This window comes from Tenacibaculum sp. 1_MG-2023, from assembly GCF_030547425.1.
GTDB lineage: Bacteria > Bacteroidota > Bacteroidia > Flavobacteriales > Flavobacteriaceae > Polaribacter.
In genome coordinates this window covers 47,047-72,677 of sequence record NZ_JAUORH010000017.1, presented here as the reverse complement: position 1 = coordinate 72,677, position 25,631 = coordinate 47,047, and the positions used below count along the sequence as shown (strand labels likewise).

The following is a 25,631-nucleotide window of genomic DNA, read 5'->3' as shown; positions in this document are numbered from 1 at the left end:
ACGGTCTGGTAGTTCAGCTGGTTAGAATACATGCCTGTCACGCATGGGGTCGCGGGTTCGAGTCCCGTCCAGACCGCTAAAGTTTCTCTAAAACATACAACATATTGCTTCAAGCAACGGTCTGGTAGTTCAGCTGGTTAGAATACATGCCTGTCACGCATGGGGTCGCGGGTTCGAGTCCCGTCCAGACCGCAAAAAGCTTCTCAATTTTTGAGGAGCTTTTTTCTTTTTCTACATTTTTTCAAAAAAAAGTTTGGTTTAGTTAAAATTATTTCTAAGATTTGCTCCATACAAAGAACACAAATACAATGATGTTACAAAACGTATGGCAAGGTTTTTATTTTTACTTTTACTTTTTTAGTAAGAGACGAGACTTTGTACAATATTGTTAATCTGACAGAAAATAATATAACCCAATCAAAGTCTCGAATTTATCGAGGCTTTTTTTTTGATGTAAAATGAAGAAAATAGCCATTCAAGGAATACAAGGAAGCAACCACCATATCGTTGCGAATAATTACTACGGAAAAAACATTAAATTAAACGAATGTTTGTCTTTTGACGTACTGGTTGATAGTCTCTTGAACTCAGAAAGTGAACAAGCTGTTATGGCATTAGAAAACACTATTGCAGGATCTATTATCCCTAATTATGCACTAATTGATAAATACAATTTACATATTTCTGGTGAACACTACCTGCCGATACATCATCATTTAATGGCATTGCCAAATCAAACAATTGAAGACATTACTGAAGTTTGTTCACACCCAATGGCTTTATTACAGTGTAAAGAGTTTTTCAAGCAATACAAACACATTAAACTGATTGAAGATGTTGACACTTCTGCAGTCGCTAAGAGAATAGCTGAACAGCAACTAAAAGGTGTTGCGGCAATTGCTCCCAAAATAGCTGCAGAAATTTTTGATTTGTCAATTATTGAAGATGAAATTCAAACCATTAAAAATAACGCTACACGCTTTGTTTTTCTTCAAACAACCCTTCCTGAAAACGGAAAAAGCGAAATCAACAAAGCATCATTAAAATTTGAATTAGATCATAAAAGAGGGAGTTTAGCCGCAATGTTAAATGTAATGAGCGATTGCAAGTTAAACCTTACCAAGATACAATCATTACCAAAAATTGAAACCCCTTGGAAATATGCCTTTTTTGTGGATGTAACTTTTGAAGCATACAAAGATTACGAAAAAGCAAAAGCTATAATTCAGATTATGGCAGAAGATTTTAAAATATTAGGAGAATATAAAAACGGAAGATTATGATACAGTTTGCTAACCGATTACAAACCGTACAAGAGTACTACTTCTCTAAAAAATTACAGGAAGTACGTCAATTAATTACAGAAGGAAAACCAATTATAAATATTGGTATTGGTAGTCCTGATTTACAACCACCATCATCAGTACTAAAAGCTATTCAAGATAGTTTATTAGACACTGGTGCGCATAGTTATCAGAGTTATCAAGGACTTCCAGAGTTTAGACAAGCGGTTGCTAATTTTTATCAGAACAACTATAACGTTACTATAAATCCTGCCAACGAAGTACTTCCTTTAATGGGAAGCAAAGAAGGAATTATGCATATTTCTTTAGCTTTTCTAAATGAAGGAGATCAAGCGTTAATTCCTAATCCAGGGTATCCAACCTATAGCTCTGTTACCAATTTGTTAGGAGGTGAACCTGTTTTTTACGATTTGGAAGAAGCTACTAACTGGCAACCTAACTTTGAAGCTTTAGAAAAACTAGACACTTCAAGAATAAAGTTGATGTGGATAAATTATCCGCACATGCCAACGGGTGCTGATGCTACTAAAGAAACTTTTCAAAAGTTAATTGACTTTGGAAAAAAACATAACGTAGTTATTGTAAATGACAATCCGTATAGCTTTATATTAAATGAACACCCTCAAAGTATTTTACAAATTGAAGGCGCAAAAGACATTGCTCTTGAATTAAATTCTGTTAGTAAATCATTTAACATGGCGGGATGGCGTGTTGGAATGTTACTTGGGAAACCTGAGTTCTTAACTGAAATTTTAAAAGTAAAAACTCAAATGGATTCAGGAATGTTTTACGGAATCCAAAAAGGAGCTACAAAAGCTTTAGAATTAGATAAGGATTGGTTTACACAATTAAACAATACCTATAAGAAGAGACAAGAATTAGTCTTTGAACTAGCAAAAAAGCTAGGATGTACCTACGACAAAAACGCATCTGGAATGTTTGTTTGGTGTAAACTTCCCAAAGGAAAAACAGCTGAAGAAATGATTGATGATTTGTTATACGACAAGCACATTTTTGCTGCTCCAGGAATCATTTTTGGCAACCAAGGTGAAGGGTATATTCGTTTTTCACTATGCGTGCCTGAAGAAAAAATTAACGAAGCAATTAACAGAATATAATGAACGTATTTATCATAGGACTAGGATTAATCGGCGGAAGTTTTGCCTTAGATATTCAGCAAGGATTTAAAAATACTACTATCTATGGAATTGATTCCAACGAAGAACATGGTAATCTCGCTTTAGAAAGAGGAATCATCCATCAAAAATCAACTTTTTCAGAACTACATAATGCAGATATCGTTGTTATTGCCATACCTGTAGATGTTTCTCAAGGTATAATTTTTAAAACATTGGATACTATTTCAGATACTTGTTTGGTTTTCGATGTAGGTTCGACTAAAGAAACAATTTGCGATGCTGTTAAAAACCATCCGAAAAGAAGAAATTTTTTAGCAACACACCCCATTGCTGGAACTGAGTTTTCAGGACCAAATGCAGCGTTGACAAATTTATTTAGAAATAAAACTAATATTATTTGTGAGGTAGAAAAAACAGCATTCAAATTACAGGAAAAAGCATTAGACATATTCTCAAAATTAGGAATGCGTATTCGATACATGGATCCAAAGTCACACGATAAGCATATAGCCTATGTATCACATTTATCGCATATCAGTTCTTTTATGTTAGGAAAAACAGTCCTAGAAAAAGAAAAAAATGAACGAGATATTTTTGATATGGCAGGTAGTGGATTTGCTTCTACTGTGCGTTTGGCAAAAAGCTCACCTGCAATGTGGACACCTATTTTTGAGCAAAACAAAGAAAACGTTATTGAATCTTTAAGCGAATACATCCATAACTTACAGAAATTCAAAACATTACTAGAGCGCAATGATTTTCCAGAAATTTATACCGAAATGGAAAATACAAATTATATAAAACAGATTTTAAACGGAATTCAAGAGGTAACACCTCAGTAATAAAAACTAAAAATGGAGAATACGAAAGAATTAAAAACATGGTTAGATGCCTTCGGGTTAGGGCATCCATTAGTAATTGCAGGACCTTGCAGCGCTGAAACTGAAGAACAAGTGCTACAAATTGCACACGAATTAAAAGACACCGACGCTACCGTTTTAAGAGCTGGAATCTGGAAACCTCGTACCAGACCTGGCAACTTTGAAGGTGTGGGTGCCCTAGGATTAAAATGGTTACAGAAAGCTAAAAAAGAAACCGGAATGTTAATTGCTACAGAAGTGGCTAACAAAGACCATGTAAAGTTAGCTTTAGAACACGATGTAGATATTTTATGGATTGGTGCTCGTACTACTGTGAGCCCTTTTATTATTCAAGAAATTGCTGATGCTTTAGAGGGAACAGATAAAATTGTACTAGTAAAAAACCCTGTAAACCCCGACTTACCTTTGTGGTTAGGTGCTATAGAACGTTTGTATGCTAAAAACATTAAAAAATTAGGGGTTATCCATAGAGGTTTCTCTACTTACGAAAAAACAAGATACCGTAACAATCCTGAATGGCAAATTCCTATTGAGTTACAAAATCGTTTTCCTGATTTACCATTAATTTGTGACCCATCTCACATTGCTGGTCGTCGTGATATTATTTTTGATATTTGTCAAACTGCGTTAGATTTAAACTTTGATGGTTTAATGATTGAAACTCATTATGACCCTGACAATGCTTGGAGTGATGCTGCACAACAAATTACTCCTAAATCATTAGTTCAAATGATGATTGACTTAAAAGTTAGAAAAGCTACTGATACAGAAGCTGAATATCGAAATGCATTAAATACACTACGTACTCAAATTGATGTTGTTGACCATCAACTAATTGAAATGCTAGGAAAGCGTATGAAGATAGCAGACTCTATTGGTGAGTTGAAAAAAGAGAAAAACGTCGCTATTTTACAAACTAAACGTTGGAATGAAATTCTAGGTAAAATGATTTTAGAAGGTGATGAACGTGGTTTAAGTGAAGAGTTTGTGCTTAAAATGTTCAAAGCAATACACCAAGAAAGTATAAATCATCAAGAAAAAATAATTAACAACTAAATACCTAAAAAGACCGCTAACAAACTAGCGGTCTTTTTTATTCTATTTATTGTATTTTCATCCTGCCAAACTTTAAAAAATGAAACCTATACATACAATAGATGTATGTAATAAATATATTACAAGATATCATTAACGAATCTATAGAAAACAAAAGTCCATTAGGATATTTTGCTACTTTATACCAAAAAGTTACTATCAAAGTAAAAGAGGGCATACAAAACGATTATTTTTGATAACAACCAACGAATGGAAAAACTCGATATAATTTTTGCTAAAAGATATATAGATGCTTATTACAATTACAAAAACAATACACCTATTACTTCTTCTTGGGAAAAAGCTTTTAACATAACTAATAAGTATTGGTATATAGTTTTACAACATTTATTAGTTGGCATGAACGCACATATTAATTTAGATTTAGGAATAGCAGCAGCAGAAGTTTCTAAAGGTCAAAACATTCAAAACTTACATGATGATTTTAATAAGATAAATGAAATTTTATCCTCTTTAGTTAATGATGTTCAAGATGATTTATCTAAAGTATATCCTTTTTTAAAGAAAATTCTTGTCTGGACTAAAAATGTTGATGATTTTTTAGTTGACTTCAGTATGGAATTAGCAAGAAATGGTGCTTGGGATTTTGCTGTTGAATTAGCCAACACGCCTGCTAGTGAGTTTGAAAACGCTGTACAAAATAGAGACATTAAAATAACTGAAAAAGCTGATTTAGTTATTTCCCCAGGTTTTATCCCTCAATTAATTTTCATGATTATTAGAATTTCAGAAAGAGGAACTGTTGCTCAGAAAATTAACGATTTAACAGATTAATCAATACTAAAACATTCAATTTTTATTCTCATCTTTGTTCTATGACAGGAACGGTTTATAAATCTACAGGAAGTTGGTATTGGGTAAAATCTGAAGGCGAATTATATAAATGCCGTATAAAAGGTAAATTCCGTCTAAAAGGAATTAAAAGTACCAATCCTATTTCGGTAGGTGATATTGTTGATTTTTCATTAGAAACTAAAAATGATGAAGAAACAGGTTTAATTACTAATATTCACGAACGAAAAAACTATATCGTTCGTAAATCTGTTAATCTATCGAAACAAACTCATGTAATTGCCTCCAATATTGATCAAGTATTTTTATTAATCACCATTGACAACCCTCCTACTTTTACCACATTTATTGATCGTTTTTTAGTTACAGCTGAAGCCTATTCAATCAAAACCATATTAGTTTTCAATAAAATTGATTCTTACGAAATTGAGCAACGTGCCGAAATTATGTATTTAAAAGATGTTTATGATGCCATTGGTTACGAGTGCATTGAAGTTTCTGCTACAGAAAACACCAATGTTGACAAAATCAAAACACTAATGACCGGAAAAGTAAGTATGTTTGCAGGACATTCAGGTGTTGGAAAAACTACTTTAGTAAATGCTATTGAACCTTCTCTAGACTTAAAAACAAAAGAAATTTCTGAACAACATAAACAAGGACAACACACCACTACTTTTGCAGAAATGTTCGATTTAAGTTTTGATGCTCGTATTATTGACACCCCTGGAATTAAAGGCTTTGGTGTAGTTGATATAGATAAAGATGAACTAGGTGATTATTTTCCAGAATTCTTTGCTTTAAAGCAAAACTGTAAATTCAATAATTGCATTCATATAAATGAGCCACAATGCGCTGTAAAAGACGCATTAGAAAATGAAGAAATTGCTTGGTCTCGTTACAAAAGTTATCTACAAATCTTAGAAGGAGAAGAAGAACACTATAGAACTGATATTTGGGAATAGTTAGTTCTTTCTTTTTTTGACTAAAAGATTTAAATAGCTCAACAAATAACAATCCATATAAAATGAAAATTGTACTTCAACGCGTTTCAAAAGCTAGCGTTACTATTGAAAATAAAAAAGTAGCTGAAATACAAAATGGCCTCTTAATTTTACTCGGAATTATTAATGAAGATACTCAGGAAGACATTAACTGGTTATCAAATAAAATAACAAACCTTCGTATTTTTAATGATGATAGAGGTGTTATGAATAGGTCGGTTAAAGATATTAACGGTGATATAATTACTGTAAGTCAGTTCACTCTACATGCTTCCACTAAAAAAGGGAATCGTCCTAGCTATATTAAAGCAGCAAAACCTGATGTTGCTATTCCTTTATATGAAAAATTTGTTCAACAAATTGAGGTTGACCTAGGTAAAAAAATACAAACGGGTCAATTTGGAGCTGACATGAAAGTAGAGTTACTAAATGACGGACCCGTAACTATTATTATTGATTCCAAAGATAAAAAATAATTTCCATGGAAATTATTTTTTATTATATTTGTACCTGATTAATAATCATTATTAAAAACACAAAAATGAAAAAAACAATTTTAGCTATTGCATTTGTTGCAATTGGAGCTGTTTCTTGTAAAACAGATAAAAACAAAGCTGCTGTTAGCGACGAAGTTAAAGAAGTTGCAAAAACAGAAAACATCATCAATACTTATAAAGCTAATGTTGCAGAATCTACTGTAACTTGGAAAGGTAACAAACCTACTGGTTCTCACAATGGTGTGGTAAGCTTAAGTAAAGGAACTTTAGAAATCGAAAGCGGAAACGTAAAATCTGGTGAATTCATTATTGATATGACTACTATCGTTTGTGAAGATTTAAAAGCTGGAGATGGTAAAGAAGATTTAGAAAAACACTTGAAAAATGCTGATTTCTTTGATGTTGAAAAATTCCCTACTGCTAAATTTCAAGTAGCTAGCTCTGAAGTAAAAAGTGGAAAAGTACACGTTACAGGGAACTTAACTCTTAGAGACGTTACTAAAAGCATTACTATACCAGCTACTATTACAGAAGCTGATAATATGGTAACTTTTAAAAGTGAAACTTTTAGTATCGACAGAACTGATTTTGGTGTTACTTACAAGTCTAAAAAAATTGACGCTGCTTTAAAAGACAAATTCATTAATGATTTAATGGAAGTTTCTTTTGATATTAAAGCTAAAAAATAATTTTAGTTTTTAAAATTTAAAAAAGGTTGACAATTGTCAACCTTTTTTTATACTTCTATAAATTCTTCTACTTCAAACAGTTCTTTAAAATGTTTTATAATTTTCTCTTTTACTTCTTCTTCCGAGACCTTTCTACCTAGTTCAACTTCCATCGAAGTAACGGCTTTTCCACGTATTCCACATGGTATAATATTGTCAAAGTACCCTAAATTAGCATTCACATTCAAGGCAAATCCATGCATGGTAACCCACCTACTGGCTCTAATCCCCATAGCACAAATTTTTCTAGCAAACGGTGTACCTACACCTAACCAAACACCTGTTTCTCCATCACTTCTTTCTCCTTCCAATCCATATTCAGCTATTGTTAAAATAATTGACTCCTCTAACAAACGTAAATATTTATGAATGTCTGTAAAAAAGTTTTCTAAATCTAAAATTGGATAACCTACAATTTGTCCTGGCCCATGATAAGTTATATCTCCTCCTCTATTGATCTTATAAAAAGTTGCTTCTTTCTCTTTTAACTTTTCTTCGTTCAACAAAAGATTATTCATATCTCCTGATTTCCCTAAAGTATACACGTGCGGATGTTCTACAAATAAAAAGTAATTAGGAGTTTTTATTTCACTATCTCCATTCCTTCTCTCTCTTTTTAATGATACTATTTCATCTAAAAGGTTTGTTTGATAATCCCATGTTTCCTTGTAATCTTTTCTTCCTAGATCACTAATTCTTATTTTTTTATTCATAAATTGTGCCGCTAAACTACCTTACAAAGGTAGGGAAATTTAGAGTTTTACTGTTATAAACTAAACGTATATCAATTACAAAAATCATGTTTAAAAAAAGTACCCTTCCTTTTTTAGTTGCTTTCTACTTTTCAATAGTTAGCTTGTATTCACAACAACTATGGACAAGAGTTCATAAAGATGCTATTGCTCAACAAAAAAAACAAACTTTCAGTACAAACTCTTCACCAAAACAATACGTTTTAATGAGTTTGGATTTAGATGTATTTAAAAACACATTACCAAACTTAAAGTCTAAAAGTGCACCTAATTCAAAAATTATACAACTTCCTAATGCTAATGGAAAACTAGAGAGTTTTTCAATAAAGGAAACCCCTTATTTAGCATCAGGTTTAGCCGAGAAGTTCCCTATGATTAAATCTTTTTCAGCACAGGGAATTGACAACCCTTCCTCTTCAGCCAAAATAAGTATTGGAAAAGATGGAGTTCACGCAATCATTTTTTCAGCAAATGAAGGTACTTCATACATAAACCCTTATACTAAGGACTATAAAGAGTATATAATATATAAAAAGAGCAGCTTATCTCCTTCTAAAGATGAATTTTTGTGTGAAGTTGAAGACGCTATACAAGACGAAAATATATCGCCACGCCAAAGAAGAAATGCTAATGATGGTAACTTACGAACTTATAGAATGGCTATAGCTTGTACTGGTGAATATGCTCAATTCCATATAAATAATCAAGGAGTACCATTAACAGCTAGTGATACAGAAAAAAAAGCAGCTGTACTATCTGCTATGAATACTACAATTACTCGTGTTAATGAGGTTTATGAAAGAGATTTAGCTGTAAGAATGGTTATCGTAGACAATAATGATGCTTTAATCTTTTTAGATGCTGATACAGATGGCTTAACAAATGATAGTGCCAGAACCTTGATTGATGAAAGTCAAGAAAAATGTGATGAAATTATTGGTGATGCTAATTATGATATTGGACATACGTTTAGTACTGGAGCAGGAGGACTAGCTCAGCTAAACTCTGTTTGTGCTACAAACTATAAGGCTCAAGGAGTTACAGGAAGAAGTCGACCTATAGGAGATACTTACGATATAGATTATGTTGCTCATGAAGTTGGACATCAATTCGGAGCTACTCATACATTTAATAATTCTTGTGATGGGAACAGAAGTACTAGTACAGCTGTTGAACCTGGAAGTGGTTCTACAATTATGGGGTATGCCGGTATCTGTTCACCAAATGTACAAAATGTAAGTGACGATTATTTTCACGCTGTTAGTATAGCCCAAATGTGGAGCCATGTACAAGGAACAGGAAGTTGTGCTACCTCAACAAGTACAGGTAATAATGCTCCTACTGCTAACGCAGGAAATAATGTAAGTATACCTAAATCTACTCCATTTATTTTAAAAGGACAAGCCACTGATGCTGACGGAACATCTTCTTTGACATATACCTGGGAGCAAATTGATAATGAAACCGCAACAATGTCTCCATTACCCACAAACACTGGCGGACCTATGTTTAGATCATTATCTCCTTCTAAATCTCCAAACAGATACTTTCCCGCTCTTTCAACCGTTCTAAGCGGAAACACTTCTACAGAATGGGAGGTTTTACCATCAGTTGCTAGAGAATTAGACTTTGCTTTTACAGTAAGAGATAATCATGCTGGAGGAGGTAACTCTGCTAGAGATGATATAAAAGTGACTGTTACAAATGCTGAGGCTTTTACCGTTACTAGCCCTAGTTCTGCTGTATCTTGGGGAGTTAGTTCTACTCAAACTATTACTTGGAGTAAAGGAGCTACAAACCAAGCTCCTATTAATTGTGCTAATGTAAATATAAAACTTTCAACAGATGGAGGGCTTACTTTTCCTATTACTTTAAAAAGCAATACACCTAATGACGGTTCAGAAGACATTGTTATACCTGATACTCCCACAGCTAATGCTCGAATATTAGTTGAAGCAGCAGATAACATTTTTTACAATATTAATAACACCAACTTAACAATTTTCCCAACAGCGCCTACTTATTCAATAGTTAATAATACTGGAGACATCTCTGTATGTAAAGTAGCTACAAATGAGCTAGTTTTTGATTTTGACTATAATGCTTTGTACGGTTTTAATGAAACAGTTAATTTATCTTACTCTGGAGCTCCTGCTAATTCTATAGTTACATTAAGCAACTCTACAATTAATACTAGCGGAAAGTTTACCTTAACTGTAACAGACCTTACAAAGGTTACTAAAGGAAATCACACAATTACAGTTACTGCTACATCAGGCTCAATAACCAAATCTGTAGACATACTATTAAACGTAAACGATAGTCTTTGTAACTCTTCTGGTAATATTGTATCTCAATTAGGTATTACTAATGTTACTTTTAATAGTATTAATAATAACTCTACCAAAACAACTGGTTATTCAGACTTTACTAGCCAAAGCACAGACGTTGTTAGAGGTGAAAACTATAATTTAACTACTTCTATCAATACTGATGGAAATAGTAACATAAAAACATTTGCTTGGATTGATTGGAACCAAAATTGTGTTTTTGATGCTAATGAAACCTATGACTTAACCTCATCTAATACTATTTCTGTTGCTGTTCCTGAAGGTATTCCAACAGGACCAACAATTATGAGGGTTTCAACAAGATTAAACAACGATCCTAATTCTTGTGGATTAAATTTTAATGGTGAAGTAGAAGACTATACTATTACTGTTTTAGAACCTACTTTCTCTATTTCAAACAGTACTGGAGATATGTCTGTATGTAAACAAGCGACTAATGAAATAACCTTTGATTTTGATTATACTGCTCTCTATGGTTTTAATGAAACTGTTAACCTTTCTTATTTAGGAATTCCAACAAATTCAACTGCAACGTTGAATCCTACTAGTATGAATACTAGCGGAAAATTTACCTTAACAGTAAGTAATTTAACCGCCAAAGAAGTAGATACAGGAGATTACACAATTACAGTTACTGCAGCATCAGGTTCAATGACTAAGTCAGTAGATATACTTTTAAACGTAAATGATAACCTATGTAATTCTTCTGGTAATACTGAGTCACAATTAAGTATTACGAATGTTACTTTTAATGCTATCAACAATAATTCTGATAAAACAAATGGGTATTCAGATTTTAAATCAACAACGACGCAAGTAGTTAGGGGTGAAAGCTACGATTTAACAACTACTATCAACACAACTGGGAACAGCGACATTAATACTTTTGCTTGGATAGACTGGAACCAAAACTGTGTATTTGACGCTGCTGATGAAACTTATGATTTAACTTCTTCTAACACGCTTTCTGTTTCCGTACCTGAAAATGCACCACTTGGGGCTACAACTATGAGAATTTCTACAAGACAAGATAGTAATCCAAATTCTTGTGGGTTAAACTTTAATGGTGAGGTAGAAGATTATACTGTAACAGTTGAAGAGAGTTTTGCTACCGATAACACTTTATTTGATGACTTAGAAATAGGTCCAATCCCAATAGATTCTGGAAAAGCTTTTGAAAAATTTAAATTCACTGTAAAGGATAAAAACTTAACAATTATTAGGCTTTTTGATTTTAGAGGAAGAATACTTGAAATACAAAAGTTCTCAACTGTTTCTAGTCAGTTTAATGAAAAGGTACAATTAACTAAAGCTGCTAGCGGACTTTACCTTTTACAAATTGAAAATGCAGGGAAACAAGTAACAAGAAAAATAGTTGTTAAATAGCTATTTTTGAACCTAAAAAACACAAAGCAACCCAAAATTGGGTTGCTTTGTGTTTTTACAAATTATATTTTACTGTAAACATGGCTATTCTAGGCTGAATTACATACGAAGAATTACTCACATAAATATCATTACTACTATTCTGATTCAATCCTGTTGAATTTAATAAGTTGGTAACTCCAACTTTATACTCCCATTTACTGTCTTTTTTCTGATACGTAAGATCGGCTCTTAAAAAACCATAACTATCAATTGTTTCGCCATTATTAAGCACGTTATTATAGATATATTTTGATGTAAAAATAAATTCTTTTAAGAAAAAAGCATCAAAGTTTATATACGGACTATGGGTTGTAAAAGTGTTTTCAACTCCTCCAATATCTGAATTGTTTATAGACACGTTATAACCTACATCAAAATTCGGAGCTTCTTTAAAGTTTGTACTGAATTTTGAAGTATATGTTTGTGAAAATGTTTTCGCTAACCTATTTCTTGTTTCATTCGTTTGTCGATCAGTTATTAAACTATTCGATTTTCCATAAGACACATTACCTCCTAATCGTAGTTTAAACTTTCTAAAACTCTTTTGAAAGTTTGCTCTTACTGAAATAGACTCATCAGGAAAAGCAGAGTTTACTGAGGTTCTCACTTGGTTAACATCAATAAACGCTGTATTGCTCTTAATTTCTTTAATACGCTTGCTATAATTAATTGATCCAAAAACATTGGTGTAATTAAACATATTAAAACTAAAATAATTCAAGTTTATATTATGATATAACGAGTTTTCAAGAGTTCTATTCCCTGAATATAAACTATTGTAATTATTAAAAACATAACCTTCTGCTAATTTATTTACATCTGTAAAGCTAGTTTGCATTGCATAGTTTAAACGTAGTGTTTCCGATTTTTTTAAGTTAATTTTCACCGAAGCATCTGGTAATAGTTTGATGAAACTATCTTCATAAGTTGACCCTAATTGGGTGTTTTTAGAAACGTAGTTATGTAATGTGAAACCTTGATTAAAAGTAAAAATACCTGTTATGAATTTATAATGTAAGCCCATATACAAATCATCAAAAGAAAAATCTACATCATTAACTGTATTTAGCTCAGTAATTTCATTTTTATTTCCTTCTAAAACTTCAAAAATAGTTGAGTTAAATTCTTGATTACTTAAGGTAGCACCCAAAGTTATATTTAAATTACTTTTAGAATTTAACACATAATAGTAATCTAACTTTGCATCTAACTTGTTTATTTTTATTCTTTTATTCTGACTTACATTAAATAAATTATGATCCCCCGGATTTGGATTAACATTGGTCAACGATAATAGGTTATAAAAAGATAATTTTTCTAGTTCAGCATTGTAAAATGGATCTTCGTTTTGCCATAAATGTTGCGCCTCAAAAGCAAAAATATTTTTATCATTTAAAGTATAATAATAATTTAAGTTTTGATTAATTGAAAACGGACTTTGCTCTGATACTTGATTAATTGGCACAACCTCATTATCTGCATTCAAATAAGTTCTTGACGAGAATGTTGTTTGTAATTGCTGCTGTTTTGAAACCTTTGCAAAAATATCATAATCAAATTGATTGTTTGCATTTGGCTTATAACTTGAACTTAATTTAAACAAACCTAAATCACTTTTTTGATTTGTTACATCTTGTGTTTGCTCGGTATCAATATACTTTATTGAAGACGGATTATTCTCATCATACGGAGGTAAACTATTTACATCAACTCCTGCATTTGAATACACACGTTGCGTAGTTTCTTCCATATCTGTTTCATTTCCTGAATAGATAGCAAACCCACTAATATTCCAAGTTTTCTTTGGGGAATAACTAAAATTTAAAGCTCCAAATTTCGATTCAATTTCTTTCGCTCTATTATTTTTTAAAGTTAAAAAAGCAATATCGTTAGATCCTACATTAAAATTTGTTCCACTATTATCTCCAAACTGTCTAAAGCCTCCTGTGAATTTAAAATAGTCTCTCATAGTAAAAGGCACTTCTCCTATATTATTCATATCTGTAATAATATTTAAGCTATACTTCGGACTATAATAAAATAGTTTTGGGTGTGCTATATACCTATTATCCTCCATACCTAATCCTAAGCCAGCAGAAACTTCTCCAAACCAAAAATTCTTTTTCCCTTCTTTTAGTTTAATGTTAATTACTACGTTATCCTCATTATCAGTAACACTACTCATTTGCCCTACTTCACTATGATTTTTGAGTACCTGAACTTTATCAATAGCATTTGCAGGGATATTTTTAGTCGCTAATTTAGAATCTCCATCAAAAAAATCTTTTCCTTCAACCATCACCTTTTTAACTGTTTTTCCTTCTACTTCAATTTCTCCATCATCATTTACTTCAACTCCTGGTAGTTTTTGAAGTACATCTCCTAACTTTTTTTCAGTTCCGCTTTTAAAACTATCCGCATCATACACTATTGTATCACCTTTAACAGTTACAGGCATTTTATAAGTTATATTTACTTCATCTAGACTATCATCTCCTTCTAAAACAAGGTCTTTAAGCAAGTTACTGTCTTTTGTTTCTACATCAACTTCTTCCGTTTTCAAACCTATATAACTTACCTTTATACTATAAGTAGTATTTTTAACTAGATTTAATTTATAATTCCCTTTTGCATCCGTGAAACCATAAGAATCTAGTTTTTTAGTTGTTTTGTTTATGGCAATTACATTTGCCATTTCTAGCGGGGTTCCAATACTATCTTTTACAACTCCTTTCAGTGTAACTTGAGCACTAGAAGCCCAAGTAGCTAAATAAACAGCTATCAGTAATAATTTTTTCATTATATTATTTTCTTATTAAGTAGGTTATTGTAGTTTAACGGAAGTTTCTTCCTCCTCTATCTCCACGCCTATTTCTAAATCGTTCTCTCATTTCTTCCATCTTTTCTTTTACAACCTTATTATATTTTTCTCTTGTTATTTTTTTCCCTTTAACAGGTTCTTTTATTTCTGCTTTCTCAGAAGAGTTCATTATTATTTCCGAACAAAGTATTGTGGTTCTCCCCTCATTAATTTCTAATATAAGTCCTGGTAAACCCCAATAATTCCCAGGCCCGCTACTTACGGGTATTTCTGGTGTATACCAAGCTGTAACTAAAACTTCTTTGGGAACTTCAAGATTTTTAGTCACTTTTTTAACGGTAGAAGTATCTCGTTTTACCTTAGTAGCTCTACCTCTTCTTCGTAAGTTCCCCCAATCAAAACCTGTCGCTTTCTTTACCATGGTTGCTTTAAAACATGTATAATCGCCTATTTGTTTTGTTTCCTCTCCAAGTTCCCATGTTGGCTGTTCTCTATTTTCTGAAATCAAAAATTTCTTTCCAAAAAACTCTGTAGACTCTAGCAACTTCCTCTCCTTAAAGTCCTTGTAAATTATTCCTCCACCAGTAAAACCTCCAAACCGAAACCCTTTATCTGTACCAGGAGCTTCTAGCTTTTCTTCCTCCTTATAGATAGATTTACTTCTATTAAAATTTAAAACATATGTTTTCTCTAATATGCTTTTCATACGTTGTAAAACTTGTTTCTTTCGTTCTTCAGATAATTGTCGACCTCCAAAATTAGGGTCTATAGTTGTCTTTGATTGATAAATTGCTTTTCCTTGAAAATTAGTTTGTGAAAAAACAGTACCGGAAACACATAAGAGAAGAACTGTAACTAAACCTTTCATTACTTTCGTTTTTAAATGATACTTATAACTTTTTGTAGTTAAGAGTTAGACTTTCAAAAACATAAAAGGTTTAACACAGTCTAACTATCCTTGTATTTCTATTTGAAAAGAATTTCCATCCTTACTTTTTCGTTTGTTTCTAAAACGTTCCTTTATATCTTTAGTATGTTCATCCATTATAGTATCGAACTCCTTTTGAGTAACCTTTTTACCTTTGGTAGGTTCTTTTATTTCTATTTTTTCTGACGGATTTAAAACGATTTCTGTACACGCAATCGTTTGTTTTCCATCTTGTACTTCTAAAATCAATCCTGGCAAACCCCAAAACTGTCCTGGACCATTACTAATAGGGATTTCTGGAGTATACCAAGCCACAGTTTCAATAGTTACTTCTTCTTTTTTCTCTTCTGTTTCCCCATCAGTCATAGACATTGACGTTCTGGTTTCTTTTCTTGTTTTAGTAGCCTTATAACAAGTATAGTTTCCAATATTCTTAGTTACTCCCGTCATTTTCCAATCAAAGTTTTCTAACCTGTCTTTTATTAAAAAACGTTTACCGCTTATCTCAGTTTTGTTCACATACCTTTTATCTTTTATGTTTTTATACAACACATCATTTCCCCCTCCACTACCCATCACTTGAATTTGCACTCCTCCTACTTGAGCTTGGGGTGAAGAAAGTTTTTTGTTTTGTTTGTAGGTAGATACTGATTGATCAAAATTTAACGTGTAGGTTTGCTGAAACTGCTTCATTAATTGCGCTTGTATTTTTTTTTGAATTTCTGAGTTTGGAGCTCCCTTACCCTTTTTATCATTATCTATTTTAAAATCGATTTTTCGATGAGTCTTATAAGTAGCTTTTCCTTGAAAATTTTGCGAAAACATTGATGCACTTAACAACAATATGAATAATGTAACATTTTTCATTTTTTTAGTATTTATATTAAACACTACAAATATGCTTAGCTACATTATCTTTTTGAGTTAATGAATGTTAACGAATGTTAACCGATGTTTTTATTCGTTTTAACATTCTATCTTTGAAACATGAACACAAAAAAACATCGTTGGGTACTATATTTAATTAGCCTTACAATTATTGTCACAATTTTGATTCAGTTTTATTGGAACTATAAAAACTATCAACAAAACAAACAACGTGTTATAAATGAAATTCAATTAAGTTTAGATAATGCTGTTGAAGAGTATTACGCTGCTTTAACCAAACAAAACTTTTTTGCCATCGTAGAATCTGGTAAAACAACTTCAAAAAGCAATCTCAGCAATAAAAATATTTGGAAGGAGGTCTTCTCTTCACAAGTTGATAAAAAGAAGGACAGTATAGAGTTTGAAATTTCTTCTTTTGACATTAAAACAGACGATCCAAAAGAGTTTAAAAAGATGAATTCTTATTTTGTTGACTCACTTTTACTTGATATAGAAAATAAAATTAAAGATTCAACCCCTGAAAAATATTCTAAAATCACTCAGGTTACTCAATTTAATAAACCCCATACATCTGGCATTCATATAGACTCTTCTGGAATTAAAGAGGTAAAAGTTTTTAAAGGAAAGAAAGCTACCGATAGCTTAAAGCTAATAAAAGGATTACAAACCATTTTTATTTCTGTTCAAAATGATGCTTTAAATCATGGAAAACTAGATTCAATTATAAAAAAACAATTAACAACTAAAGGTATTTCAACTCCTTTTTACTTAAATCACTTTAAACATGACACCCTATTTTACTCATCAAAAAAGGAAGGAGTATCTATACAATTCCTACAAAGTGATGCTAAGTCTACTTATGTTAAAAGTGATGAAAAGCTAACCCTATTATATGAGAATCCGTCAAGTGAGATTCTTAAAAGAAGTTCGACAGGAATTATTCTATCTCTTCTCCTTTCTTTAGCTGTTGTAATGAGTCTTTTTTACCTGTTAAAAATTATCAATCAACAAAAAGAACTGGCTGAAATTAAAAATGATTTAATAAGCAACATTACTCACGAATTTAAAACCCCTATAACTACTGTTTCAACTGCGCTAGAAGCTATTAATAATTTTAATGCTATAGATGACAAAGAAAAAACTAAAAAATACATTTCTATTTCATCTGTACAAATAGAAAAACTACATTTAATGGTTGAAAAGTTATTAGAAACTGCTACCCTTGATAGCGAAAAATTACTTTTAAAGAAAGAACCTGTCAATTTAGTTGAGTTAATAGAAAACAACACTAAAAAACATCAGTTTACCAACTCTGAAAAGACAATTCAATTCTCATCAAACAAACATGAAATAGTGACAGATATTGATGTATTTCATTTTGAGAATGCCATTTCAAACTTATTAGATAATGCGATCAAATATGGCGGAAACAAAATAGAGGTACATATTAACCAAGTATTAAACGCTATTGAAATAACTATAGCAGACAACGGTAAGGGAATTGACAAAAATCAACAAGAAAAGATATTCGATCAATTTTACCGTATCCCTAAAGGAAACACCCATGACGTTAAAGGTTTTGGGATAGGCTTATATTATACTAAAAAGATTATTGAAAAACATAAAGGTGTTATATCCTTAATTTCAAAACCGAATAATACCCTTTTTAAAATTGTTTTAAATAATGAGTAAAACTATTAAAGTGTTGTTGGCAGAAGACGAACCTAGTTTAGGCCAAATTGTAAAAGAAAGTTTAGAAACTAGAAATTTTAAAGTGTTTCATGCTCTTAATGGAGAAGAAGCTTATGAAATTTATCAAGTAAATCCTCCTGATATTTTAGTTTTAGACGTAATGATGCCTAAAAAAGATGGTTTTACACTAGCTAAAGAGATTCGACAAGAGAACAAACATCTTCCTATTATTTTTTTAACTGCAAAATCGCAAGCTAAAGATGTTGTTGAAGGTTTTGAGCACGGTGGAAATGACTATCTTAAAAAACCTTTTTCAATGGAAGAATTAATTGTTCGTATTCACTCATTGTTAAACAGAGTTGAGTTAAAAAAGAACTACGACGCAATTAACATTGGTAATTATACTTTTAACTACACCAAGCAAGTTTTGTCTTTTAATAATGATTGTAAAAAATTAACACATCGAGAATCTGAATTACTATTCCACCTATCACAAAAGAAAAATGAAGTTTTAGACAGGTCTTTTATTTTAAAAAAATTATGGGGAGATGACGATTTTTTTAATGCTCGAAGTATGGATGTTTTTATTTCTAAGCTGAGAAAGAAGCTAAAACACGATGAGAATATTCAAATTATAAACATAAGAGGCTATGGTTATAAATTGATCTGTTAAATTGTTTATGAGTTCCTTTTTTTATGTAATTTTACCGTCCCCTAATCTGGCAGTGCCAGCAATATAAAAAAACACTTTACAACAAATAATTATGCACGTAGCAATTGCCGGGAACATTGGCGCGGGTAAAACCACTTTAACAAAATTATTAGCAAAGCACTACAATTGGGAAGCTCATTTTGAATCAGTTGATGAAAACCCGTATTTAGATGACTTTTATGCCGAAATGGAACGTTGGTCTTTTAATTTACAAGTTTACTTTTTAAATAGTCGTTTTCGTCAGGTACTAGAGCTACGTAAATCTGGTAAAAAAATAATTCAAGATCGAACTATTTACGAAGACGCTCATATTTTCGCACCCAACTTACATGCAATGGGATTAATGACAAATAGAGATTATAGCAACTATTCTTCTCTATTTGAATTAATGGAAAACTTGGTAACTCCACCTGATTTATTAATTTATTTACGTGCAGATATTTCTACATTAGTAGGTCAAATTCATAAACGAGGCAGGGAGTATGAAAACTCTATTAGTATCGATTATTTAAGTCGATTAAATGAACGCTATGAAGCTTGGATTAGCCAGTATACTAAAGGAAAGTTATTAATTATTGATGTAGATAATTTAGATTTTGTTGATAATCAGGAAGACTTAGGTTCTATTATTGACAGAATAGATGCTCAAATAAATGGATTATTTTAAGTTTTAAAGAGCTTAAAAACTATAATAACAAACCCTTTGTTCTTTAGTAAAGAACAAAGGGTTTCTCTTTTTAACTCTCTCTTAAAATAACAAGAACTAACTAACCTATCTTTCAATTTTCACCAAAACACTGACGCTCTTTATAAAGAAGAATTAGAAGCTTTTTCTGAAAAAATCAAGCAATAGCGATTTAGTTTTATCAGTTAAGTTAATTCTCTTTTAAACTCACTTAGTAATATAGCTGTTGCTGTTGCTACATTTAAACTTTCAGTTTGTTGTAACTCCCCAAACCTTGGGATGGTTACAGTGTTTTTTACAATATCAGCAATTTCAGGAGAAATTCCATTTGCCTCATTTCCCATTACTAAAACTGCTTGTTTAGGTAATGATGTAGTGTATACATTTTCACCATCCATATCTGCTGTATAAATAGGCAATGAAGTACTCTTTAAAAATTCAGGTAGGTCAACGTATGAAACCTGAACTCTTGTTAACGATCCCATAGTAGATTGTACCACCTTTTGATTATAACAATCAACCGTATTTTTAGAACATACCAACTCAGAAATCCCAAACCAATCGCATAGACGGATAATTGTTCCTAAATTCCCTGGGTCGTTAACTCCATCTAAAGCAACAATAAAACTGTTTTTATTAATTTCTTCATCTTTCGGAATCTTAAACAGACCTAATACCTTATTTGGTTTTTTTAGAGTACTTACTTTTTTCAACTCATTTTCAGAAATCAAAACAACCTCTACTTCTTTTAAAGTCATAAATGACTCATCAGTAGTATATAATTGCTCTACCTTTAAAGAAGACGCAAGTAATTCATTAACCACCTTCACTCCTTCTGCAACAAATAATTGATGCTTCTGTCTATACTTTTTTTGTTGTAAACTAGTTATTAACTTTATATTGTTTTTAGATAAACTCATTAAATTGTTTTTAACACTCTAAAACCACTAAAAAATAGTATTTTTGATTCTTAATACGAGGTGTAAAGTTAATGAAAAAACTTTCTTTCTTCTTTTTATTAGTAGTCTTATTCAGCTCATGTAGCACGATTAAATATGTTAAAGAAAACGAGTTATTGCTAGCCAAAAACACGGTATATATTGACAGTGTAAAAAACTCTAGTGGTAATATTACTGAACTACTAATGCAACGTCCTAACGCTAAGGCTCTAGGTATGCCTTTATCATTGCATTTTTATAATTTAGGGAATCCTGAAACACCTAAAACACCTAGTGAATGGGCTAAAAAACATCCAAAAACCTATAACTTTTACAAAAATATTTTCTCTGAAAAACAAAGTATTGCTGTAGCTAAAACATTTATTGGGTTTAATAACTGGTTTTTAACAAGTGGACAAGCTCCAATTATAATTGATGACAAAAAAACTAGTAGGACTGTAGATAATTTAAAAGCTTACTATCAAACTGAAGGATATTTTAGAGCCAACGTTTCTTCTAAAAAGGATACTATCGGTAAAAAGAAAGGAAAAGTTAGTTATCATATTACAAAAGGAAATCCTTCTTATTTAGACACCATAAAAACCTTTATTACATCACCTGTTTTAGATTCTTTATACCAACTAACAAAAGACAAAAGCTATTTAAAATCTGGAGATCATTATAAAAATGACAACTTCATAAAAGAAGCAAATCGACTTGTAAAACTTTTTAGAAACAAAGGAGTCTATCATTTTAATGAAAATTATATTTCATTTGAAAATGATACTTTAAAAAACTATGAAAAAACTGACGTAGATATTAATATTTCCGACAAAACCGTTCCTTTTCAAATTCAAAAGCTAAAGAAAGTAAATGTTTTTACCGACTATACTTATAGTACTAGAAACTCTAAACACAAGGACACCACCTCTTATAAAGGAATTAACTTTTACGCTCTTCGAAAATTAAAATACAACCCTAAGTACTTATCACAGTCGCTATTTATAAAACCCAATACTGTTTATAGTGATTCTCTTAGAAATTTAACTCGTACCCACTTAAGAGGATTAAAAAACTTCAAAGCAACCTCTATTCGATATAATGAATTAAGTGAAAACGAGCTAGAAGCAAATGTATATTTAACCCCTATAGAGAAATACACTTTAGGTTTTGAATCCGAGTTATCACGTTCCAATATTCGTAACTTTGATGTTTCTTTAAAATTTTCATTAACCAATAGAAATACATTTAAAGGTGCTGAGCTTTTTAAATTCTCTGCTTTTGGTTCTTATTTTAACTCTAATAATGGACCTGGTTGGGAAATAGGTTCAGATATTTCACTAGAAGTTCCTCGATTTATGGCTCCTTTCGGATTACATAAATTGGTTCCAAAAAGAATGTTTCCTAGAACTAAGTTCTACTCAGGTATAGGTATTCAAAAAAATATAGGATTAGATAAACAAAACATATCTGTTGGTATAGATTATAAATGGGACTATAACAAAAGAAAGTCTATTCAATTAGAGTTATTAAATACTCAATATATTAGAAACCTGAATGTTGATAATTATTTTTCCATATATAATTCTGAATATCGAAAATTGTCTGAAGTTGCTGAGATTTATAACCCTTCATATACATTTCCAGACAATACACCTAGTAACTCTGGTGAAATAATTAACTTCATTTCAGGCGTTCTTACTGATGCTAATTTTGCAGCATCAAACCCAACTGAGTTTCAAAATGTCTTAAACCTTGCTAACAGATATAATATTGTAACTTCCGACTTTTTAATTCCAGAAATAGCCTACAGTTATACCTATAATAATCAAGAAAGCATTAAAGATGCTAGCTTTTCTTTTTTTAAGTTTAGAATTGCTAACTCTGGGAACATTATGGGACTTTTATCAAATAAGACCAATAGTTCTGGGCAAAAAACTGTTTTTAAAATTCCTATTGCTCAATATTTTAAAACAGATATTGAGTATAAAAAATATTGGAATTTAGGTGACAACAATGTTTTAGCACACAGAACTTTTCTTGGAGCTATTTTTACTTACGATAATTCTGGAGTTCCTTTTTCTCGCAGTTATTTTGCAGGAGGTTCTAACGATATACGTGCATGGAGAACCTATGATTTAGGTCCTGGTACACGAGCTCCAGTTCTTGAATACAACATCGGTAGTTTGAAGTTTTTAACTAGCTTTGAATACCGTTTTAACGTTTTTGGTTCTTTAAAATCTGCTTTATTTGTAGACGCTGGAAATATTTGGGACATAACTAACACGGATTTTGTTGATGATCCCGCTAAATTTAATGGTTTTAAATCGTTAAAAAATATGGCTGTAGGAGCTGGTTTTGGGCTTCGTTATGACTTTAAATTTTTAATTGCTAGACTAGATTTAGGATTCAAAGCGCACGAACCGTATCTAACTAAAAATAAGTGGTTTCAAAACTTCAATTTCTCTAACTCTGTACTAAATATCGGTATAAACTACCCCTTCTAACAAAGTACTTTCTATTAAAAATTTATCGCAACTTGTATAAAAAAGTGTAGATTTGTTCCATAATTTATGTAACACACTACTAAACAAATAAAAAATGATTAAACCTGGAGTTGCCACCGGAAAAGAAGTTCAAGAAATTTTTGAATTAGCAAAACAAAAAGGCTTTGCTTTACCTGCTGTTAATGTTGTTGGATCAAACACTATTAACGGTGTTTTAGAAACAGCTAAAGAACTTAACTCGCCTGTAATAATCCAATTTTCTAATGGAGGTGCTCAATTCAATGCAGGTAAAGGCTTAACAAACGACAACGAAAAGGCTGCTATTGCTGGTGCAGTAGCAGGTGCTAAACATATACATTTATTAGCAGAAGCTTATGGAGTTCCTGTTATTTTACATACCGATCATGCAGCTAAAAAACTATTACCTTGGATTGATGGTTTATTAGATGCTAGTGAGCAATTTTATAGAGAAACAGGAAAACCTTTATACAGTTCTCACATGATTGATTTAAGTGAAGAACCAATAGAAGAAAATATTGAAATTTGTAAAGAATACCTTGCTCGTATGAGTAAAATGGGAATGACTTTAGAAATTGAATTAGGAATTACTGGTGGTGAAGAAGATGGTGTTGATAATTCTGATGTAGATGTATCTAAGTTATATACACAACCAGAAGAAGTAGCTTATGCCTATGAAGAGTTAATGAAAGTTAGCCCACAATTTACAATCGCTGCTGCTTTTGGAAATGTCCACGGAGTATACAAACCTGGAAATGTAAAATTAACTCCAAAAATTTTAAAGAATTCTCAAGAGTATATTTCAGAAAAATATAACGTTCCCTACAATACAATTGACTTTGTATTTCACGGAGGATCAGGTTCTACTTTAGAAGAAATTCGCGAAGCAATTAGCTACGGAGTTATTAAAATGAATATCGATACTGATTTACAATATGCATTTACCGAAGGTGTTCGTGATTATATGAAAGAAAAATCTGCATATTTGCAATCTCAAATTGGTAACCCTGAAGGAGGTGATGTTCCTAATAAGAAGTATTATGACCCTCGTAAATGGTTACGTGAAGGAGAACAAACCTTCAAGGCTCGATTAAAGAAAGCTTTTGAAGATTTAAATAATGTAAACACATTATAATATTCTTTGAAAAAGGAAAACCAAACAACTAAAGAATAAAAAACTAAATTATGGCTTGGTTTAAACGTAAAGACAAAGGGATTCAAACCCCAACAGAAGAAAAAAAAGACACACCTAAAGGCTTGTGGTATAAAACCCCAAGTGGAAAAATAATTGATACCGACGAGTTAAAAAAGAATTTATACGTAAGTCCAGAAGATGGATACCACGTGCGTATAGGTAGTAAAGAATATTTTGAAATTTTTTTTGATGATAATAAATTCAAAGAATTAGATCCTAAGTTATCAGCTAAAGATCCTTTAAAGTTTGAAGACACTAAAAAGTACCCTGAAAAATTAAAAGCAGCTCAGAAAAAAACAGGATTAAAAGATGCTGTACGTACTGCCGTAGGTAAATCAATGGGAAAAGATTTAGTAGTTGCTTCTATGGATTTTGCTTTCATCGGAGGTTCTATGGGTAGTGTCGTTGGAGAAAAAATAGCACGAGCTATTGATTACTCAATCAAAAACAACATTCCTTTTTTAATGATTTCTAAATCAGGAGGAGCTCGTATGCAGGAAGCTTCGCTTTCTTTAATGCAGTTAGCTAAAACTTCTGCTAAACTTGCACAATTAGCAGATGCCAAAATTCCATACATATCTTTATGTACCGATCCTACAACAGGAGGAACGACAGCTTCTTTTGCTATGTTGGGAGACATTAACATTGCAGAACCAAATGCGTTAATAGGTTTTGCTGGCCCTCGTATTGTAAAAGATACTACTGGTAAAGATTTACCTGAAGGGTTTCAACGTTCAGAGTTTTTATTAGAGCATGGCTTCTTAGATGCAATTTTTGAGCGAAAAGACTTAAAAAAACAAATCAACTTATATATAGATTTAACACAGAATCAACCTGTAAGAGCATAACAAAAAAGCTGGCGTTTGCTAGCTTTTTTGCTTTCTAACTTTTTCCATTTCCTTTCCAAAAAATAATCGTACATTTGCAACTTCAATGTGAATGCATTGAGTACATAATAATCATTTAAATAATATTGGCATGTATTTAACAAAAGAAGTTAAAGAACAAATCTTCGCAAAACACGGTAAAGGAGCAAATGATACTGGTACTGCAGAAGGTCAAATCGCGTTATTTACGCACAGAATTAACCACTTAACTGAGCATTTAAAGAAAAATCGTAAAGATTTTAACACAGAGCGCTCATTAGTACGTATGGTAGGTAAGCGTAGAAGCTTGTTAGATTATCTAAAGAAAAAAGAGATTAACAGATATCGTGCGATTATTAAAGAATTAGGAATTAGAAAATAATTCTACA

Annotated in this window: 22 protein-coding genes and 2 tRNA genes; 19 read left to right on the top strand and 5 right to left on the bottom strand. The window is 31.6% G+C overall.

Features of this window, described 5'->3' with window-relative positions:
• Positions 1–2: 2 nt before the first annotated feature.
• From Q4517_RS12065 to Q4517_RS12015, 11 genes are all read left to right on the top strand, one after another.
• Positions 3–76, top strand: a tRNA-Asp gene (locus Q4517_RS12065).
• Positions 77–118: 42 nt separating this feature from the next.
• Positions 119–192: transfer RNA gene (locus Q4517_RS12060), tRNA-Asp, on the top strand.
• Positions 193–458: 266 nt separating this feature from the next.
• A complete protein-coding gene (locus Q4517_RS12055; protein WP_303509716.1) occupies positions 459–1,283 on the top strand; it encodes a prephenate dehydratase in 825 nt (274 codons plus the stop codon).
• Entirely contained in the window at positions 1,280–2,422 is a 1,143-nt protein-coding gene (locus Q4517_RS12050) for a pyridoxal phosphate-dependent aminotransferase (RefSeq protein WP_303509710.1), read from the top strand. The genes Q4517_RS12055 and Q4517_RS12050 overlap by 4 nt, the downstream gene beginning before the upstream one ends.
• Positions 2,422–3,285: a prephenate dehydrogenase gene (locus tag Q4517_RS12045; RefSeq protein WP_303509707.1), complete on the top strand. Its 864-nt coding sequence runs from the start codon at positions 2,422–2,424 to the stop codon at positions 3,283–3,285. Before Q4517_RS12050 ends, Q4517_RS12045 begins: the two co-directional genes overlap by 1 nt.
• Before the next feature lie 12 nt (positions 3,286–3,297).
• Positions 3,298–4,380 (top strand): bifunctional 3-deoxy-7-phosphoheptulonate synthase/chorismate mutase type II, encoded by a 1,083-nt coding sequence (locus tag Q4517_RS12040; protein WP_303509705.1) that lies wholly within the window; start codon positions 3,298–3,300, stop codon positions 4,378–4,380.
• Between the two features lie 101 nt (positions 4,381–4,481).
• The gene (locus tag Q4517_RS12035; RefSeq protein ID WP_303509703.1) at positions 4,482–4,616 is read left to right on the top strand and encodes a DUF5995 family protein; all 135 of its coding nucleotides are present in this window, start codon (positions 4,482–4,484) and stop codon (positions 4,614–4,616) included.
• 13 nt (positions 4,617–4,629) lie between these two features.
• Entirely contained in the window at positions 4,630–5,214 is a 585-nt protein-coding gene (locus Q4517_RS12030) for a DUF5995 family protein (protein WP_303509700.1), read from the top strand.
• 41 nt (positions 5,215–5,255) lie between these two features.
• Positions 5,256–6,197 carry a ribosome small subunit-dependent GTPase A gene (gene rsgA / locus Q4517_RS12025; RefSeq protein WP_303509699.1) on the top strand — a complete coding sequence of 314 codons (942 nt, stop codon included), beginning with the start codon at positions 5,256–5,258 and terminating at the stop codon, positions 6,195–6,197.
• A gap of 62 nt (positions 6,198–6,259) precedes the next feature.
• The gene (gene dtd, locus Q4517_RS12020; protein ID WP_303509697.1) at positions 6,260–6,712 is read left to right on the top strand and encodes a D-aminoacyl-tRNA deacylase; all 453 of its coding nucleotides are present in this window, start codon (positions 6,260–6,262) and stop codon (positions 6,710–6,712) included.
• 65 nt (positions 6,713–6,777) lie between these two features.
• Complete coding sequence (locus Q4517_RS12015) at positions 6,778–7,422, top strand: YceI family protein (protein WP_303509692.1); 645 nt, start codon at positions 6,778–6,780, stop codon at positions 7,420–7,422.
• 47 nt (positions 7,423–7,469) lie between these two features.
• Here Q4517_RS12015 and lipB read toward each other — a convergent pair whose 3' ends face one another.
• A complete protein-coding gene (gene lipB / locus Q4517_RS12010; protein ID WP_303509690.1) occupies positions 7,470–8,174 on the bottom strand; it encodes a lipoyl(octanoyl) transferase LipB in 705 nt (234 codons plus the stop codon).
• A gap of 86 nt (positions 8,175–8,260) precedes the next feature.
• Here lipB and Q4517_RS12005 point away from each other — a divergent pair, with 86 nt between their 5' ends.
• On the top strand, positions 8,261–11,950 hold the full coding sequence (locus Q4517_RS12005) for a reprolysin-like metallopeptidase (RefSeq protein ID WP_303509688.1): 3,690 nt from the start codon (positions 8,261–8,263) through the stop codon (positions 11,948–11,950).
• Between the two features lie 55 nt (positions 11,951–12,005).
• Here the strand turns inward: Q4517_RS12005 and Q4517_RS12000 are convergent, their stop codons facing one another.
• From Q4517_RS12000 to Q4517_RS11990, 3 genes are all read right to left on the bottom strand, one after another.
• Entirely contained in the window at positions 12,006–14,792 is a 2,787-nt protein-coding gene (locus tag Q4517_RS12000; protein WP_303509686.1) for a carboxypeptidase regulatory-like domain-containing protein, read from the bottom strand.
• Between the two features lie 34 nt (positions 14,793–14,826).
• Positions 14,827–15,681 carry a GLPGLI family protein gene (locus tag Q4517_RS11995; RefSeq protein ID WP_303509683.1) on the bottom strand — a complete coding sequence of 285 codons (855 nt, stop codon included), beginning with the start codon at positions 15,679–15,681 and terminating at the stop codon, positions 14,827–14,829.
• Between the two features lie 84 nt (positions 15,682–15,765).
• Positions 15,766–16,608 carry a GLPGLI family protein gene (locus Q4517_RS11990; protein ID WP_303509680.1) on the bottom strand — a complete coding sequence of 281 codons (843 nt, stop codon included), beginning with the start codon at positions 16,606–16,608 and terminating at the stop codon, positions 15,766–15,768.
• A 120-nt stretch (positions 16,609–16,728) separates the two neighbouring features.
• Here Q4517_RS11990 and Q4517_RS11985 point away from each other — a divergent pair, with 120 nt between their 5' ends.
• The 3 genes from Q4517_RS11985 (at position 16,729) to Q4517_RS11975 (ending at position 19,700) form a co-directional block, all read left to right on the top strand.
• Complete coding sequence (locus Q4517_RS11985; RefSeq protein WP_303509677.1) at positions 16,729–18,321, top strand: sensor histidine kinase KdpD; 1,593 nt, start codon at positions 16,729–16,731, stop codon at positions 18,319–18,321.
• The gene (locus tag Q4517_RS11980; protein ID WP_303509675.1) at positions 18,314–18,994 is read left to right on the top strand and encodes a response regulator transcription factor; all 681 of its coding nucleotides are present in this window, start codon (positions 18,314–18,316) and stop codon (positions 18,992–18,994) included. The genes Q4517_RS11985 and Q4517_RS11980 overlap by 8 nt, the downstream gene beginning before the upstream one ends.
• Before the next feature lie 91 nt (positions 18,995–19,085).
• Positions 19,086–19,700 carry a deoxynucleoside kinase gene (locus Q4517_RS11975; protein ID WP_303509673.1) on the top strand — a complete coding sequence of 205 codons (615 nt, stop codon included), beginning with the start codon at positions 19,086–19,088 and terminating at the stop codon, positions 19,698–19,700.
• Positions 19,701–19,903: 203 nt separating this feature from the next.
• On the opposite strand, the gene Q4517_RS11970 is transcribed toward Q4517_RS11975, so the two are convergent.
• Entirely contained in the window at positions 19,904–20,638 is a 735-nt protein-coding gene (locus Q4517_RS11970) for an RNA methyltransferase (RefSeq protein ID WP_303509671.1), read from the bottom strand.
• Between the two features lie 71 nt (positions 20,639–20,709).
• Between Q4517_RS11970 and Q4517_RS11965 the strand changes: the two genes are divergently transcribed.
• The 4 genes from Q4517_RS11965 to rpsO all read left to right on the top strand — a co-directional run bounded on the left by Q4517_RS11965 (position 20,710) and on the right by rpsO (position 25,624).
• Positions 20,710–23,163 (top strand): BamA/TamA family outer membrane protein, encoded by a 2,454-nt coding sequence (locus tag Q4517_RS11965; RefSeq protein ID WP_303509667.1) that lies wholly within the window; start codon positions 20,710–20,712, stop codon positions 23,161–23,163.
• A gap of 94 nt (positions 23,164–23,257) precedes the next feature.
• On the top strand, positions 23,258–24,316 hold the full coding sequence (fbaA, locus tag Q4517_RS11960; RefSeq protein WP_303509664.1) for a class II fructose-bisphosphate aldolase: 1,059 nt from the start codon (positions 23,258–23,260) through the stop codon (positions 24,314–24,316).
• Positions 24,317–24,366: 50 nt separating this feature from the next.
• Positions 24,367–25,224, top strand: a complete 858-nt coding sequence (gene accD / locus Q4517_RS11955; protein WP_303509661.1) for an acetyl-CoA carboxylase, carboxyltransferase subunit beta — start codon at positions 24,367–24,369, stop codon at positions 25,222–25,224.
• 130 nt (positions 25,225–25,354) lie between these two features.
• Positions 25,355–25,624: a 30S ribosomal protein S15 gene (gene rpsO, locus Q4517_RS11950; protein WP_047788611.1), complete on the top strand. Its 270-nt coding sequence runs from the start codon at positions 25,355–25,357 to the stop codon at positions 25,622–25,624.
• Positions 25,625–25,631: the final 7 nt, after the last annotated feature.

Coding starts and splice junctions, on each gene's coding strand:
- Q4517_RS12055 (WP_303509716.1), top strand. CDS start 459: ATGAAGAAAATAGCCATTCAAGGAATACAAGGAAGCAACCACCATATC.
- Q4517_RS12050 (WP_303509710.1), top strand. CDS start 1,280: ATGATACAGTTTGCTAACCGATTACAAACCGTACAAGAGTACTACTTC.
- Q4517_RS12045 (WP_303509707.1), top strand. CDS start 2,422: ATGAACGTATTTATCATAGGACTAGGATTAATCGGCGGAAGTTTTGCC.
- Q4517_RS12040 (WP_303509705.1), top strand. CDS start 3,298: ATGGAGAATACGAAAGAATTAAAAACATGGTTAGATGCCTTCGGGTTA.
- Q4517_RS12035 (WP_303509703.1), top strand. CDS start 4,482: ATGTATGTAATAAATATATTACAAGATATCATTAACGAATCTATAGAA.
- Q4517_RS12030 (WP_303509700.1), top strand. CDS start 4,630: ATGGAAAAACTCGATATAATTTTTGCTAAAAGATATATAGATGCTTAT.
- rsgA (WP_303509699.1), top strand. CDS start 5,256: ATGACAGGAACGGTTTATAAATCTACAGGAAGTTGGTATTGGGTAAAA.
- dtd (WP_303509697.1), top strand. CDS start 6,260: ATGAAAATTGTACTTCAACGCGTTTCAAAAGCTAGCGTTACTATTGAA.
- Q4517_RS12015 (WP_303509692.1), top strand. CDS start 6,778: ATGAAAAAAACAATTTTAGCTATTGCATTTGTTGCAATTGGAGCTGTT.
- lipB (WP_303509690.1), bottom strand. CDS start 8,174: ATGAATAAAAAAATAAGAATTAGTGATCTAGGAAGAAAAGATTACAAG.
- Q4517_RS12005 (WP_303509688.1), top strand. CDS start 8,261: ATGTTTAAAAAAAGTACCCTTCCTTTTTTAGTTGCTTTCTACTTTTCA.
- Q4517_RS12000 (WP_303509686.1), bottom strand. CDS start 14,792: ATGAAAAAATTATTACTGATAGCTGTTTATTTAGCTACTTGGGCTTCT.
- Q4517_RS11995 (WP_303509683.1), bottom strand. CDS start 15,681: ATGAAAGGTTTAGTTACAGTTCTTCTCTTATGTGTTTCCGGTACTGTT.
- Q4517_RS11990 (WP_303509680.1), bottom strand. CDS start 16,608: ATGAAAAATGTTACATTATTCATATTGTTGTTAAGTGCATCAATGTTT.
- Q4517_RS11985 (WP_303509677.1), top strand. CDS start 16,729: ATGAACACAAAAAAACATCGTTGGGTACTATATTTAATTAGCCTTACA.
- Q4517_RS11980 (WP_303509675.1), top strand. CDS start 18,314: ATGAGTAAAACTATTAAAGTGTTGTTGGCAGAAGACGAACCTAGTTTA.
- Q4517_RS11975 (WP_303509673.1), top strand. CDS start 19,086: ATGCACGTAGCAATTGCCGGGAACATTGGCGCGGGTAAAACCACTTTA.
- Q4517_RS11970 (WP_303509671.1), bottom strand. CDS start 20,638: ATGAGTTTATCTAAAAACAATATAAAGTTAATAACTAGTTTACAACAA.
- Q4517_RS11965 (WP_303509667.1), top strand. CDS start 20,710: ATGAAAAAACTTTCTTTCTTCTTTTTATTAGTAGTCTTATTCAGCTCA.
- fbaA (WP_303509664.1), top strand. CDS start 23,258: ATGATTAAACCTGGAGTTGCCACCGGAAAAGAAGTTCAAGAAATTTTT.
- accD (WP_303509661.1), top strand. CDS start 24,367: ATGGCTTGGTTTAAACGTAAAGACAAAGGGATTCAAACCCCAACAGAA.
- rpsO (WP_047788611.1), top strand. CDS start 25,355: ATGTATTTAACAAAAGAAGTTAAAGAACAAATCTTCGCAAAACACGGT.